At 40.9% G+C, this 14,809-nt stretch carries 15 protein-coding genes and 1 tRNA gene; 7 read left to right on the top strand and 9 right to left on the bottom strand.

What is annotated here, in order from left to right:
- Positions 1-203: 203 nt before the first annotated feature.
- Together HWQ39_RS28880 and HWQ39_RS28875 are read left to right on the top strand one after the other, a co-directional pair.
- Positions 204-2,012, top strand: coding sequence for an ABC transporter ATP-binding protein (locus tag HWQ39_RS28880; RefSeq protein WP_292853194.1), 1,809 nt, complete (start codon positions 204-206; stop codon positions 2,010-2,012).
- A 171-nt stretch (positions 2,013-2,183) separates the two neighbouring features.
- Positions 2,184-2,801: a Uma2 family endonuclease gene (locus tag HWQ39_RS28875; protein WP_292853100.1), complete on the top strand. Its 618-nt coding sequence runs from the start codon at positions 2,184-2,186 to the stop codon at positions 2,799-2,801.
- Positions 2,802-2,830: 29 nt separating this feature from the next.
- Here HWQ39_RS28875 and HWQ39_RS28870 read toward each other — a convergent pair whose 3' ends face one another.
- The gene (locus HWQ39_RS28870; RefSeq protein WP_292853097.1) at positions 2,831-3,043 is read right to left on the bottom strand and encodes a type II toxin-antitoxin system HicB family antitoxin; all 213 of its coding nucleotides are present in this window, start codon (positions 3,041-3,043) and stop codon (positions 2,831-2,833) included.
- 127 nt (positions 3,044-3,170) lie between these two features.
- Positions 3,171-3,281, bottom strand: a complete 111-nt coding sequence (locus HWQ39_RS28865) for a type II toxin-antitoxin system HicA family toxin (protein ID WP_292853095.1) — start codon at positions 3,279-3,281, stop codon at positions 3,171-3,173.
- Between the two features lie 88 nt (positions 3,282-3,369).
- Between HWQ39_RS28865 and HWQ39_RS28860 the strand changes: the two genes are divergently transcribed.
- Both HWQ39_RS28860 and HWQ39_RS28855 read left to right on the top strand, forming a co-directional pair.
- Positions 3,370-4,080, top strand: a complete 711-nt coding sequence (locus HWQ39_RS28860; RefSeq protein WP_292853093.1) for a hypothetical protein — start codon at positions 3,370-3,372, stop codon at positions 4,078-4,080.
- A gap of 336 nt (positions 4,081-4,416) precedes the next feature.
- Complete coding sequence (locus HWQ39_RS28855; protein WP_292853091.1) at positions 4,417-5,040, top strand: 4Fe-4S single cluster domain-containing protein; 624 nt, start codon at positions 4,417-4,419, stop codon at positions 5,038-5,040.
- A 27-nt stretch (positions 5,041-5,067) separates the two neighbouring features.
- On the opposite strand, the gene HWQ39_RS28850 is transcribed toward HWQ39_RS28855, so the two are convergent.
- The gene (locus tag HWQ39_RS28850; RefSeq protein WP_292853089.1) at positions 5,068-5,268 is read right to left on the bottom strand and encodes a hypothetical protein; all 201 of its coding nucleotides are present in this window, start codon (positions 5,266-5,268) and stop codon (positions 5,068-5,070) included.
- Between the two features lie 103 nt (positions 5,269-5,371).
- On the opposite strand from HWQ39_RS28850, the gene HWQ39_RS28845 reads away from it, so the two are divergent.
- Positions 5,372-6,376, top strand: coding sequence for an iron ABC transporter permease (locus HWQ39_RS28845; protein ID WP_292853192.1), 1,005 nt, complete (start codon positions 5,372-5,374; stop codon positions 6,374-6,376).
- 358 nt (positions 6,377-6,734) lie between these two features.
- Here the strand turns inward: HWQ39_RS28845 and HWQ39_RS28840 are convergent, their stop codons facing one another.
- From HWQ39_RS28840 to HWQ39_RS28820, 5 genes are all read right to left on the bottom strand, one after another.
- Complete coding sequence (locus HWQ39_RS28840) at positions 6,735-7,184, bottom strand: response regulator (protein ID WP_292853087.1); 450 nt, start codon at positions 7,182-7,184, stop codon at positions 6,735-6,737.
- Between the two features lie 416 nt (positions 7,185-7,600).
- Positions 7,601-8,464: a hypothetical protein gene (locus HWQ39_RS28835; RefSeq protein ID WP_292853085.1), complete on the bottom strand. Its 864-nt coding sequence runs from the start codon at positions 8,462-8,464 to the stop codon at positions 7,601-7,603.
- Positions 8,364-9,608: an NACHT domain-containing protein gene (locus HWQ39_RS28830; RefSeq protein WP_292853083.1), complete on the bottom strand. Its 1,245-nt coding sequence runs from the start codon at positions 9,606-9,608 to the stop codon at positions 8,364-8,366. Before HWQ39_RS28830 ends, HWQ39_RS28835 begins: the two co-directional genes overlap by 101 nt.
- Positions 9,609-10,304: 696 nt before the next feature.
- Positions 10,305-10,375: transfer RNA gene (locus HWQ39_RS28825), tRNA-Cys, on the bottom strand.
- A 180-nt stretch (positions 10,376-10,555) separates the two neighbouring features.
- On the bottom strand, positions 10,556-11,146 hold the full coding sequence (locus HWQ39_RS28820) for a chromophore lyase CpcT/CpeT (protein WP_179064554.1): 591 nt from the start codon (positions 11,144-11,146) through the stop codon (positions 10,556-10,558).
- A gap of 214 nt (positions 11,147-11,360) precedes the next feature.
- Between HWQ39_RS28820 and HWQ39_RS28815 the strand changes: the two genes are divergently transcribed.
- Together HWQ39_RS28815 and HWQ39_RS28810 are read left to right on the top strand one after the other, a co-directional pair.
- Positions 11,361-12,590, top strand: coding sequence for a hypothetical protein (locus HWQ39_RS28815; protein ID WP_292853080.1), 1,230 nt, complete (start codon positions 11,361-11,363; stop codon positions 12,588-12,590).
- A gap of 64 nt (positions 12,591-12,654) precedes the next feature.
- Entirely contained in the window at positions 12,655-13,401 is a 747-nt protein-coding gene (locus HWQ39_RS28810; protein ID WP_292853079.1) for a Uma2 family endonuclease, read from the top strand.
- A 186-nt stretch (positions 13,402-13,587) separates the two neighbouring features.
- On the opposite strand, the gene HWQ39_RS28805 is transcribed toward HWQ39_RS28810, so the two are convergent.
- Positions 13,588-13,839: a hypothetical protein gene (locus tag HWQ39_RS28805; RefSeq protein ID WP_292853078.1), complete on the bottom strand. Its 252-nt coding sequence runs from the start codon at positions 13,837-13,839 to the stop codon at positions 13,588-13,590.
- Positions 13,840-14,809 lie beyond the last annotated feature (970 nt).

The raw sequence follows: 14,809 nt of genomic DNA, 5'->3' as shown, positions 1-14,809 counted from the left end.
GGAGTCAGAATTCAGAATTCAGGAGTCAGAATATCCGTTAACTTCAGCATGGTATTCACCACCCAGCCGGATACTCGTCATTCTAGGTACTGAGTTCTGAGTTCTTTATTGTTAAAATTATATAAAGATTAAAAAAGTTAGGAAGATCCGCCCAAGCTGGGGTATCTCGCGGCAATAAAGATGAAGATTAAAAAAAAAGAAATATCCTACGTCAATCGCTGACGGTTTTTCGCTACAGTGGACGGGCTGTAAGCTTAGTATGGACTACTAGCCGATCGCTTACTATTCTTCTGGCTAGTTTAACTTTGGTGGCTGGTCTTTTACCGGCGGCAATATCTTACATCAGTAAATTAATTGTTGATGCAGTGGTATTTGCTTCTCAAGTTAGTTCACACAACAATAGTTTTGTCAATATTAATCCCTCGCTATTTTATGTAGGATTAGAAGCGATCGCTGTAATTTTACTAGCAGGTAGTCAGCGAGGAATCACCATTTGTCAGTCGTTATTGCGGGCGCTAATGGGTCAGCGAGTAAATGTACTCATCTTAGAAAAGGCGCTGACACTGGATCTTAGGCAGTTTGAAGACTCAGAATTTTATGACAAATTGACCAATGCCCGCCGAGAAGCATCAGTTCGTCCCCTTTCTTTAGTAAACCGCACCTTTGGGTTAGTGCAAAATGCCCTTTCCCTCATTACCTACGGGATTTTGCTAGTAAATTTCTCAGGTTGGGCGGTAGTGGTGCTGATTTTGGCAGCTATGCCTGTATTTATTGCCGAAACAAAGTTTGCTGGAGAAGCCTTTCGCTTATTTAGTTGGCGTGCATCAGAAACTCGTCAACAGCACTACTTAGAAAATCTCCTAGCAAGAGAAGATTTTGTCACAGAAATCAAACTCTACCAGTTGGGAGAGATGTTGCTAGGACGTTACCGCAACTTATTCAATCAACTCTATGGCGAAGACCGCGATTTGACTCTGCGGCGAGGATTGTGGGGATATCTGCTGAGTTTAGTTAGTACTGGTGCTTTTTACCTAGCTTATGCTTGGATTGTGCTGGAAACAGTGCTAGGTAAGATTTCCTTGGGAGATATGACTATGTATCTTACTGTATTCCGCCAAGGACAATCTACTTTCTCCAATGCCCTTACTTCTATTGGCGGGATGTATGAGGACAACCTATATCTATCAAATCTCTATGATTTTCTAGAAGAAGAAGTACCAAAGTCTTGGGGGAAGGCAACCATTGGTTTAAATTCCCAAGATGGTATCCGTTTCGAGAACGTATCATTTACTTATCCGGGAAGTTCCAAGCCAGCATTGAGAAACATTTCGCTGCATTTGAAACCCAGAGAGAAACTGGCAATTGTGGGTGAAAATGGTTCTGGTAAGACTACCTTAATCAAACTACTTACCCGACTCTACACCCCTGACTCTGGGCGAATTTTGTTAGATGGCTTGGACTTGCAAGAATGGGATGTGGATGTGTTACGGCGTCGCGTTGGTGTGATTTTTCAGAACTTTGTCCGCTACCAGTTCACTGTGGGGGAGAATATTGGCGTGGGCGATGTAGAACATCTCGAAAACAAAACCCGTTGGCGAACTGCTGCTGAAAAAGGCATGTCCCAATCTTTTATTGACCAATTACCCCAAAATTTTCAGACTCAACTTGGTCGTTGGTTTAAGGGAGGACAGGAACTTTCGGGGGGACAGTGGCAGAAAATTGCTCTTTCTCGTGCATTTATGCGATCGCAAGCAGATATCTTGGTGTTAGATGAACCAACATCAGCAATAGACGCCCAAGCTGAGTTTGAGATTTTCAATCATTTTCGCACTGTTACTAAAAATCAGATGGTACTTTTGATTTCCCATCGCTTCTCAACGGTACGAATGGCTGACAAAATTCTAGTTATAGAAAACGGCGAAGTTATAGAACAGGGAACTCACGAAGATTTGTTAAAGCTAGGAGGACGTTATGCCAAGTTGTTTCTGTTACAAGCAGCTGGCTATCAATAGGAAAATAAGCTACAAGACTTTGTGAATTGAGATAGCGATGCTTAGGTTGGGCTGCACCTATGCTCACTTTGTAGAAAGCACATCGCAATTCTATTCAACCACGTTAAACTGTTGGGTAAACATGGGTCATTAGATGCTCCGTATCGTTAAACATTGTTACCCGATAAAACTATGCAAATAACACAACAGCGATACTATACCCCAGAGGAATATTTAGAGCTAGAAGAAGCTGCTGAGTATAAAAGCGAATACATTGACGGGCAAATAATTCCTATGGCAGGTGGAACAATAAATCACAATCGAATCTCGTTGAATCTAAGTGCTGCCTTAAATTTTGCGTTTCGCCAGCAAGATTACGAAGTTTTCATGGGTGATGTTCGTCTATGGATACCCCAAAAACTTACCTATACTTATCCAGATGTGATGATTATGGCAGGTAAACCAGAGTTTTTTAACAACCGAAAGGATATAATTCTGAATCCACAGATTATTGTTGAGGTTTTATCAAAATCTACCAAAGGGTACGATAGCGAAGATAAATTTCACGCTTACCGGACTATTTCTACCTTCCAAGAATATCTATTAATTGACCAAACTCGGATTCATGTAGATCAATTTTCCAAAACCGGGAAAAAGCAATGGACGCTTCGTGAATATGATGAAGAAGATGAAGCGATCGCACTTGTAACCGTACCCTTTGAGATTTCCTTACAGGATTTATATAATAAAGTGAAGTTTGAGTCTGTTGAGTTGCAAGTGGAAAGTGCTGATGTTGAGGGATTGGGATAAGGTGCGATCGCTCCACCTGTGCAAAATATTTAAGCCACTTTTAACGGTTTCTGAGGAAAAGTAATTGGCTTTGGCAAAGGTTTTTCTTGCTCTCCATACCATTCAATCAGAGATTCAATTACCTCTTGCCCATGTTTAGCGGCTTCTTCATAAGTCTTACCGTGAGTATGGAATTGCTGCCAAGGGAATTCCGGTAAGTGTACTAAGTAGCAATTATCCTCATCTGACCATTGAATTACCATACTGTAGCGATCGCTCGCTCATTATTCTTCCCCTATTTCGCCTAGTTGCTTCAAAACCCGATTGACTTGCTTTTCTAAGTACCGGGGTGCATCGTCTCAATCTTTTCCAGGAATGGTAACTGGTTCATCAGGTATCAATGGGTGGGTGAGTCCAGAAGGTATGACTACCTTTTGCAGGACGATAGACAAATCCAGCCTTCAACAAAATTGCTTTTAACTCTCTGGTTTTTTTGGGCATCTACCCTAAATTTAAACAACTGTGTTATTATCTTGCTGGTACAAATATACTATACAAATAAAATATAAATTACTAAATAGTAGAGTTTATGAATCCAAACACAGATAAATTCATTTTTCCTGAGAAAGGGTTTTACCTTGTAGTTGATAAAGTTGCCGAAACAGATTATTTCCTCGATATGTTGAAAAACAAACAAGACAGCTACCAAGAATTTAAGTATATATTTAGTGCGTTTGTTTCGGCTGCAAGAAGTATTACTTTCTGTCTGCAAGCTGTCATGTCTAAATACCCTGGTTTTAATGAATGGTATCCTCAACAGCAAGAAAAATTAAAAAATAGTAATCTTGCTAAATATTTTGTGGAGTTGAGAAATCAAGTTCAGAAGACAGGAACCATTCCTGTTACTCACAGTGGTTTCTTTGGCGGACAACCCCTTGAGATTGTATATTCTTATAGATTTGAATTTTCAAAAGATTTAAATGTAAAAGACATTCCTGATGGTGAAGTGCTTCAACTTTGTCATAACTATTTTACTGAAGTTTTAGAAATTATTTGCAAATGCTATCGAGAATTTGACGTTTATGTTGATCCTAGAATAATTTTCACTGTGAAAGGGCTTGAAAAACTTGGATGGTCAATCGAAGATTTGGAGGAAGCATTAGGCTTACCTAGTGGTTACACAGATATAGAAGATTGGCCTGAAGATAATAGGACTGAGATAAGACTTCAAGTTTTAAGTAGGTATGGTGGTGATGAAGAACTAGAATACTTTTTAAGTAAGTATAATATCACAACATAACTTAATTAGATAATGCTACTTAACCCTAAACCTGATGAAAAGCGATCGCTCTTTTCACAGTAACCTTTAAAATTTATTTAAAATACTAGTGTGGAGACTGCGATCGCCTTCCTTCCCTCAGTATCCCCACCACGAAAAGGGAAAGTACTGATGTTGAGGAATTGGGGCAAAAAATTCATTTGAGGAAGCGATCGCTTCTTCTCCCAACTTCCCCCGTAAACTTAGATAAAAGCACTATGGTGCTACTTAACTGAATAGTCAAATTTTCACGGTTATATAATTGGAGATTAGCTATAGTTAACGGTTAACAGGCAACGGCTAAAAGGAGTTAAAGAGATGGAAACTAAGCCAACTGACCCATCGTTAGCACTCATCGAAATTCCCCCAGGCTATCTCAACATTATGGGTTACGTCGATCAGTCAGAAGTTAATGGCCCTGGTTGTCGTGCAGTCGTCTGGGTGCAAGGTTGTCTTCGTGAGTGTCCTGGCTGCTTTAATACTAACTCCTGGTCATTTGAGGCTAACCAATTGATTGCTGTTGATACCCTTGCCAAAAATATTATCAGTAATCCCCACAACACAGGTGTAACGTTCTCTGGTGGAGAACCGTTTTGGCAAGCTACTGCACTGGCATCTTTAGCTCAGAAGGTAAAAGCTGCTGGCTTAAATGTCATGTCTTTTACTGGATTCACTCTTAAGCAGTTACAGTCTCAATCCGCGCCACCAGGTTCAGAAGCATTATTAGAACAACTCGATATCCTGATTGACGGGCCTTTTGTCCAATCTCTAGCAATTAATTCTCCCAACTCTCCAGTCTCTTCTAGCAATCAAAGAGTTCGGGTGTTAAACCCAGCTTTCCAAGACCAAATTACTTGGGCTAGCGACCAGATAGAAATCCACATCCTCAAGGATGGTGGGCGGATTGTCACTGGTTATCAAGGTGGGCTGGAACTGACGTAGTTGGGCATGGCACAACTGCTTTAAAACTTAAAAATTGAGCCTCAGAGGCTCAACTTTGAGCTTCTGAGGCTCAACTTTGACCTTCTGAGGCTCAACTTTGACCTTCTGAGGCTCAACTTTGACCTTCTGAGGTTCAACTTTGAGCTTCTGAGGTTCAACTTTGAGCTTCTGAGGTTTAACTTTGAGCTTCTGAGGTTCAACTTTGAGCTTCTGAGGTTCAAAGTTCAAATTTTAACTCCCTTCTCTCCTTGTCCAATCTCTCAATCCAAATGCATCTATGTCTAAGACGAATTATATTAAAAAAAATACATATCTAAATTTGACTAGACCAATTGAGACAATTTTTACTAAACACCGCGTATTTTGGGCTGTTTTACTCCTTGGTATAGCACTGGTGGTAACGCTAGGGCTATCACTTTCTCAAGGAGCAGTACCCTTAAATATGTCGGAATTTTGGCAAGCCATTCTCCGCAAAGGTGATCCGGTTAAACAGACTATTCTCTGGGATTTACGTCTCCCACGCATTACTGCTGCTCTGATTGTTGGTGCAGCCTTGGGAATGTCAGGAGCATTGCTACAAGGAATGCTACGCAATAGTCTTGCCGATCCATTTATTTTGGGCATTTCAGCGGGTGCAGGATTAATTGTGATTCTGATGATTGTGTGGCACATATTCCCGATCGCAATTCCTCTAGCAGCGTGGATGGGAGCAATTTTGACTTCTGCGATCGTTATTTTGCTCGGTCGTGCGGGGTCGGGTATTTCGGTTGAGCGGTTGATTTTAGGCGGAGTAGCGATCAGTTCTTTATTTGGTGCTGTACAAAGTACATTGTTGCTCTTAGCTGAAGACGGTCAAATTCAAATTGCACTCAGTTGGCTAGTTGGTAGCCTGAATGGGCGTGGTTGGCAAGAAATTGCTACGGCTGGCCCTTACATCATCGTTGCATTGATCGGGGGATGTTTGCTGGCGCGATCGGTAAATGTGCTGGCTTTAGGAGATGATTTGGCTGTGGGTTTGGGGGTTTCGTTAACGCGATCGCGCTTGTTGATTGGCGGTGTCGCCACTCTATTAGCCGCAGGTGCAGTCAGCATCAGTGGCTTGATTGGATTTGTTGGTCTTGTTGTCCCTCACGGTGTCCGCCTCATCGTTGGTACAGATCATCGCTTTGTTTTACCACTTTCTGCCCTTGCAGGTGCATGGTTGCTAACTTTTGCAGATTTACTCTCTAGGCTAGGAGCTGTAGAACTACCCGTAGGTTCCGTCACTGCCTTGCTGGGTTCACCGTTGTTTATTTGGTTACTTTATCGTCGTTCTGGTGGCTTTAATAAATTTTGAGCTAATAAAAATTGCTGGTGTAAGTAAGTCGGTGGGAAAATTTATAAAGTCGAATTTATCAAAGATTTGGCAGTTAAACCGTCCCTTCGCTTATTTCGATCTGACGTTTCAAATTACTGACGACAGAATTGGTGTTTCACTCCTTCCCAAAATAGCGATCGCTCCATTGCCTGTAATATTCATGATGGCATCGACAGCACCATTTTGATTCTCACGCACGAAGCCCAGCGCAAGCGCGATAGGTAGGCAGCTGAAGTATAAGACCAAAATACTTGTAGAGACGGCGATTTATCGCGTCTCGAAAACCCAAAATTTTTGCCATTCGTCCTTAACCCAAGCGTATTGCCCTGTACTATTGTCAAACTAGTACATCGTGAGAACAATTTTCTTTCACCTCTTTCTGTACTAAATTCTGAATGAGGGAAACAATTTGATCGAGGTCGAAGGGTTTAAGTAAATATTCTTCAAACTCCACATCTGGAATTTGATCGTGAGTACCTGTGGTAGAGGTTGAAGTCACAATAATTGGGATATGATTTCCATTGTCAGCTTTTATAACATTCAGTGTATTTAGCAATGTATAAATGCTTTCACCTGAAAATCTAATTTCAGAGACCAGGATGTTAGGTGTGAACCAACTCAGGATTTCTAAAGCTTCTTTTACCGAACCAGCAGTAATTACGTTGGCACTCAAGTCTTTGAGTAAAAACGCGTACAAATCTCTACTATCGCGATCGTTGTCTACAACGAGTACTTGTACACCTTTAAGTATCCCATCTGCCAAGCAAAAGTCATTGATTAAATTCATAATAAGACCTGCAATTAGGACTTTAAGGGGAAAGCGATCTGAAAAACTCTTAGTTTTCAGAAGAGGAGACAACCGAATAGGTCAAATAAAAAGTAGGTAAGCACAAATAAACTTAATTATGTAACGAAATGAAAAATGCTTGAAACCCTTGCAATTGCAACTCTTAGAAACGCTACGCGTAGCTTGCTTCCCCGTAGGGTACACTTCGTTTCGCTCAGTTCGCAATGACATAGTTGTAAATTTTCTCGCCTACTTACCTAGCAGAGAACCACTTAATGGTTAAAATCACTCGGTTCGATTCTTGTACTATGAGCGAATGTTGTTTGATTTCTTAAATGAGTTGATTAACTACGATACAAAATGTAAGAAAACTTTTCAATTAATTGAAAATATCTATAAAAGTTTAACCAACAAAACTATTGCCATTCCCTATCCTCAAGTTCCTTTTGAGGTAATAATAAGGTCGCTTCAATTTCTTGCCTGATAGCGGCCGTCACTTCACAATTACTATGCAGGCAATCGAGTAGTAACTGATTAGCATCATAGTAGCGTTGCAGCACTTGCTGTTGCTCAGAGCTAAACTGCCACTGCTGGTTAATATTGCGATAATTAATCACCGTCATCTTTACCTGTTCAGCCCAAGCTGAATAGTTGGTTTGCGACCATAGCTCAAACCGTTCTTTACTTTGATGAGAATTTGGAAATTGGTCAGAGAGTTGTTGCAGCGATTTATGGAGTCCAACATCCAATACAATGCCCAGAATGTTTGAGAGAGCATCTCCACAGGCGTGGATGTGGGCAAAGTCTTGGTTCCCATCAATTGCACACTCCACCAGCAGGTCATCTAATACTACATCCAGAAAGATCCCTTGGTCGAGGCTGCTGGCTAGGGCAAAATGCGATGCTATGTGAGGAGTCCGACTCAAGGCCAGGTAAAATGCTCGAACTGTCGCATCTTTTGCTTGGGTGGGAATGGTGCGGGATTTTTGACTAGCCCAGGTCAAAAACTCTTGTAAATAATCGTCTTGGGCAATTAGTGCATCAATCTGTTGCTTCATTAACTGTACTAAAGAGTCTGCACTCCGAAGCATGGTAGCGGTTAATAAAAAGATTTCGCGCCAATGCGGGTCAGTGATATGACTTACCAGACCTTCCAGTGCTTGCTCTAATGCCTGTAGGTTATAGCTGGCAACGATTTTCCTCGCTGTGAAGTATTCTTGAAAGGCCAGATAGGAGAAGGAAAAAATTCCCCGCGCTCTGGCGAAATTGCCAGTTTTCATCTAATTCCAACTTCTGAATAAATTCAACTGACTGGGCTAGACCATCCTTTTGATTAGTTTTGGTAAACACTACAAACCATTTTTGAGCGAATGCTCGGATTTGTTCTGAAGTCAATGGGGCAATCTCAACATCGGTAAAGCCTTGGAGTCTGAATTTTTGAGAGGCTGTTCGACAAGTGGCCACCAATTGATTTTTGTGATACTTCTCTGAAAATCTGCGAATTTCGCTTAAGACAGCATTGCTTTGTTGGTTAAGAATTTCATCCATGCCATCAAGCAATAGTAATACTCTGCCTGCATTCAGCAAGGTTTCGATGACTGAGGGATCTAAAATTCCAGATGTGAGAAACTCCTGGCGGATGTATTTTAATAGGCTGAACTCGTTGTTAATTTTAGACTCTTCAACAAAATTTCTCAGTGTAATGAAAATCGGCACCTGATTTACTGCAAATGCGCTTTGGTTGCACTGAATGGCGAGATATTGCAAAAAGGTGGTTTTACCTACTCCTGGTTTGCCTAGCACCCTGAGCTTGGAATGTGTTTCAACTACATGTGTACCAGGTATCTGGTTCTGGTCAGCTGAACCTAAGCCAAAACGGTCAAATTCTTTGGGATCAAGGTTTTGCAGTTCAGAGATTTCTACCCACTGTTGACTGGCAATTGACTCCAAAATATTCACATCTATATATATGTCATCGATCGCAACAGGACGGCTAATATCCAATAACTGCAAAATACCACACTGGTCTTGAATTTTGTCGAAACGTTGCGATCGCACTTGTTCCACTAACTTATCAATATGCAGCACAGAAGGCTGGGGATATTCTTCTTGTTGTAAAAATTCTGCTGGTGGATTAGTAGCAATTTCTCGCCAATTCAGTTCTAAAATCAAGCGAAACTCTGATTTAGCAAGGGCATAATTTAGCTTCAGGGTTGTGCCATCTCGTACTGAGTCGGCGGTTGAATAGGAATCTAGGCTGGATTTTGGGTCAGTAGGTTCGCCGAAGGTTTGGAAGGTACTTTGTCCTTTTGCTGCTTTACTGACAGGTGTACCTGTGAAACCGATAAATGTGGCGTTAGGGAGGGCAGCCATCAAATATATGCCGAAATTACCACCTGTGCTACGGTGTATAAGAAAATTCAACAGCGCCGCAGTTCATGCTTGTTATAAGCCTCTGTACTGTGTAAATTTGGGTTAGTTTGACTGCTTGCTGTTAAACAGTCTTGCTTTCTGACCCTGGTAGCTGCCCACCTTGATGCTGCTGTCCCTTGTGGATAGGAATAAGGTGCGCCCCCAGTAATAGAGGTGCGGGTTTACCGCAGTGGTGGCTACTGAATCACCTCCGAGCAAGGAGGAACCCACCTTAATTATTTTTTGGCATGGCAAAGCGGGGGCGATTTCCCGGGACTCCTGCCAAAACTTTAAATCCCTTTGTTCGTATGCTTTCTAGAGTTTGGGCTGTCACTTGATTTACTTTTTTCAGTGTCAACCAGCAAGTGGTTTTGGTAGTCCTGTCAAAAGTGCTTTTAGGAGACTTAATAAATAAAGGGTTTCAGGCGTGGAGTTTCAATGCCCCTCCTAGCTTGAGGCGGGTTGAAAGAATTGGAATATTTCAATGCTGGTTCTCAAAATCAGCTTAAAAAATAATGTTTGGATATAACAGTCCAAACATTACTGAATTTATTTATAGTGGGTTGAAAGGTAAGGCAGAGGTCTGCTATTAAAAAATGTCACATACATATAGCAGTGACATTTAATTTGTTAACATTGACACCAATTTGTTACAATTGACATCAATCTGTTAACAGTGACAAATAATTAGTTAATGTACAACACTTAAGGCGGCACCCGGATTTGAACCGGGGGTGGAGGTTTTGCAGACCTCTGCCTTACCACTTGGCTATGCCGCCACAGCAAGATTTCCTGAACTACTTTAATGTTTCTAAGATGTCTTAGTAGGCATTTAGTAGCCATAGGATGCTAGTTTAACCATGATAGCATAGGATTCTAAGGTAGAGATAGTGGGTTAACTGGATGTTTCTGGTAGTCTTTAAGCGATCGCTGAGTTATAAGTTTTCACTCTTCACCTGTTACACCTTTACTTCATCAGCAAAACTACCCCAGCGGACAAAGTGAAATGGGCCGGCGATAGAACCCCAAAGGCGTTCATCGGTGTCTAAATCTCTTCCTCGATCAAGGCTAAAAAATTCTTTAGCGTCAATCTCAAATTCGTTATCCAAATAAGTATTTTTGCCGTCGCGTACAACTATGCAGGCTTTACCAGGTTCAACTCTGCCTTTGAAGCTCTTACCTGTCCACTCTACAATCATATTGCAACCTGACATTTTTTCCAATTGGTCAACAGACAATTCTTTGAGGCGTTCGGGTTCACGAGATGCACCGTAAAATTTTTGTTCTTCTTTAACGGTGTAGTGTTCAATAGCAATGTGGTTTTCTGCCGGAATCAACTTCATTACCCGCATCCGGTAGGGTTGATTGAGCATAAAATCATAAGCTTGTTCGAGAAACAAACTTACTCCTGAGAATAATTCTAATGGAAGGGGACGGATACACACGCGGATATGAGCATAAAAAGGCGGATTTTCAAAAGCTTGTTCTTGATTGCTAAAGTCAGCTGCCATCCAGCGGGCTAAGGTGGCGATATCAGTAGAATGAGTCATTACAAAACGATCGACTAGTTGCTTAAAAATTATCTAGGATTATTTTGACACTTTCTAGACTCAAAAATCCTGGTTGCGATAGCTTTGATGGGCTTTGCCTACGCAATTTTTAAATTAGATATACGATGGATGCTTTGATTGTAGAAAATCAGGATGCTTTAGATGAATCGTAGAATTAACTTATACAACCAACTTAAGACAAAGTAAAGTACCTATGCTCAGGCGTTTAATTGCGATCGCTACTGCCACTATACTCTTTAGCAGTTCCTTGACGCTGGCACAGAGTAAGAAGCCCAAACCACCAGACAAATTTCCTCCCAATCCTCTAGAGATTACCACACCCGATCCCCTGTTACCACGATCGCCTAAAGATCAACAGCCGTTAACTCTCCAAGAACGGCAAAAGTTAGAACCGGCATTGGATGCGCTAAATCAAGAAGCTGCGGCGAAACTGCAAGCAGGTGAACCAGAAGCAGCCTTTGAAATTTGGAACCGAGAATTGCGTTTGCGGCGCTTTTTCGGTTCACTAGCAGAGGTGCAAGCATTATCACGAGTCGGTGCGATCGCTTGGAATCAAAACAACGGCGAAGAAGTACAATATATTACGCAACGATTGCAAGCAATTCAAAAACAGACGCAATCTGAGAAAAAAACTGCCCCAATAGATTTAGAATTGTGGCGATCGCTAGGTCAAGCTTACCAAAATGTGCGATCGTCTAAACTAGCCATAGAAGCTTACAACCAAGTTTTGCTCGTAGTGCGAGAGCAAAAAGATCCAATCGCACTTGTAGAAACTCTCCAGACAATTGGAGAACTGCATTTAAGTTGGTTTGACTATCCCAAAGCTGCCCCAATCTACGAAGAATTATTGAGTTTAGCTACATCCCGTGGCGAACGTGTAAACGAGATAACATATTTGCAACGACTGGCTTATATTTACGAGCAGACAAGCCAACCGCAGCAATCATTAAACATACTGAATAAGCTAGCAGAAATCTACGTCAATGAAAAAAATCTTACTAAAATACCAGAATTAAAGCTAGCGATCGCTTCAGATTATGAATCTCTTGCCAAGAAAGATCCTAACTTACTGCTAGAAGCTTTTAAAAATTATCAAGAAGCTTATACTACTGCTTGGCGATTACAGCAGTTCGTTCCTGCTGGTGAAGCTTTGCAGAAATTAATTGCGCTATACCGTTCTCAAGGACAAACAGACGAAGCTTTGCAGGCTAGCCAAATTCTTGTACAGACACAGGCGCAAGCCGCCAACTTTTACGGAATGATGCAAGCTTATGACCAAATTGGACAACTGTATCTAGAACGTAAAGAGTTTCCTCAAGCATTAACAGCTTTTCAAAAAGGTTTAAAACTAGCGCAACAACTCAAACATGAAGAAGCATACTTTACTGGACAAATTGAAAAACTGTCGAAAACAAATTTTTAACTGAAATTCCTGCGATCGCTTAACATAAAAATATCCGTCATGCTTACCCAAAAGGTGAAAAGCTATGTCAGAAACTACCCTAGCTGCACCAGATATTCAACTCCCACCCACCCAAGCAGAATTACCCGACGATGACGGTATCCCGATGGAAAGTCCACGACACAAAGCCCAGATGGATTTACTCATAGATGCCCTGATACCTTGGTTGGAAGAGCGAGAGGATGGGTTTATTGGCGGTAATATGTTCGTTTACTACAGTCTGGCCCAGGTGCGAAACAAAGACTTTAAAGGCCCAGACTTTTTTGCTGTGTTAGGAGTCCCAAAAGGAGAACGTCGCAGTTGGGTGGTTTGGGAAGAGGGGAAAGCACCAGATGTAGTTATTGAGTTGCTTTCTGACAGCACAGTTCAAGCAGACAAAAATGAGAAAAAGCTAATTTATCAAAATCAAATGCGTGTCCCAGAATATTTCTGGTATGACCCTTTTAACCCTAATGATTTGGCTGGTTTCTCTAATGAAAAAGGAGCTTATCAACCCATCGCAATAAATGCTCAAAATCAATTGGTGAGTCAATCTTTAGGGTTAGCATTACAGTTATGGCAAGGAAGTTATAAAGGTATTAATGCTACTTGGTTACGCTGGGCAATTTTGGCAGGGGAATTACTGCCAACTCCTGAAGAAAAGGAACGCCAAAGGGCAGACAAAGCTGAATCGCAGTTATTACAAACTGCACGCAACTTACTTGAGTCGGGGATGACAATAGAACAGGTAGCTAGGTTAACAGGTTTGAATGTATCTGAGATTGAAACTTAGAGATATTCAGAATTCAGTCATTCGTAGGTTGAGTTATGCAAAGCCTCCAACGCCACTTGCTACAACGCTCTTAACCCGCGCAACGCAGTGGCTCCCCAACGTACGTCTAATGCACAATTGTTTTGCTTGCCACGCCACTACGGTGTACATACAAATCTTTGAAAGTTCTTACACAGTCCATTAGTGTTATGTAGACAATTCTTCTAGCCCAATCCATTCAGTAATAGATTGCCATTGACTTGCGTAAACAGTAGTACTCTTACGTTTTTGTTTTTGAGGTTTTCTAGGTAGTTGTCCCATGACGGCATCGGCGAAAAAACTGGATTCGTTCCAATTATAAATAGGCATTTCTTGCCAGCAGTGGCGACAGAACCAGTAAGTCTCTGCACCGCGTATATGTTCTAAAAGTAAACTTGAGCAGCAAGGACAGTAATTCATATTTTTCTCAAATCCTGTTAATAAAAGTGTTATTGCAAATCAGGGCAGCCAGTTGAGAAGCCCGTAAATATTAAAAACAAGTCTGTCTATATTTTGACTATAGTCTTTAAATATGAGGAACTTGTGAGTAAAGTTAGAATACTTAATAGTCTTGCAAAACTTATACATATTTCTTAAGTAATGCTATCAGATTTATTTAGCTATAAATGTGGGAATTAACAGTAATTTGACCTATAAGCCCTTATATATAGGTCTGGAGCAATAATTTGGATTCCCCTGGATGCGATAGAGATACAGAGCAAATAAATTTATTTATACTCAAAATAAAAACATTTATTAAGAATAATTTAGAACTCAGGAGCCAGAATGAGCGTATAAATTTTGTGTTAGCGAAACAGTGCTGAGTAACTCGGCTTAGAGCAACAAAAGTAATAATCGCACTGGCTCAACGCCCTGCTACTAGGATTAATTGATTTCAAATATTTAATACTAACAAGATTACCAAGACCATCTATTAAGGCGTTATCGAAGATCGGGACTTACGCAAACAATAACCGAAACCCTGATTTTTTGTAGGGGTAATACCCTGCGGTAAACTGTTTCTCTACGTTCGCGCAGGATGTCGCAGATAGATGCTCCACATAGCTTGCTTCGACCCAAGAGTATGTGTCTACATGAATTACCTTTACAGCGCATAGTTTTGCGTAAGTCCTAAAGATAACAGACCATGTATTTCTAATTTGACAATAGAATGAGTTTAACGACTCTAAAATTCTATGTATTTCCTCGCTTAGTTACTAAGCACTACATCTTTTGTATTTAGTCTTGCAAGAGTTATAGAATGCCTTGATCAATGTATTTGATTGACTACTTATTGGAGACAAATAATTCCTAATTTTCAAAAATTTACTTCTTTTAGCTGGCGCTAGCTTCTACTAGTTCGTCTTCATATAAAAAAGATAATTAAAAT

The organism is Nostoc sp. NMS8, from assembly GCF_017115045.1.
Taxonomy (GTDB): domain Bacteria; phylum Cyanobacteriota; class Cyanobacteriia; order Cyanobacteriales; family Nostocaceae; genus Nostoc.
Note: the sequence above shows the minus strand (reverse complement) of the source record. Positions and strands in the feature narration are given on the sequence as shown.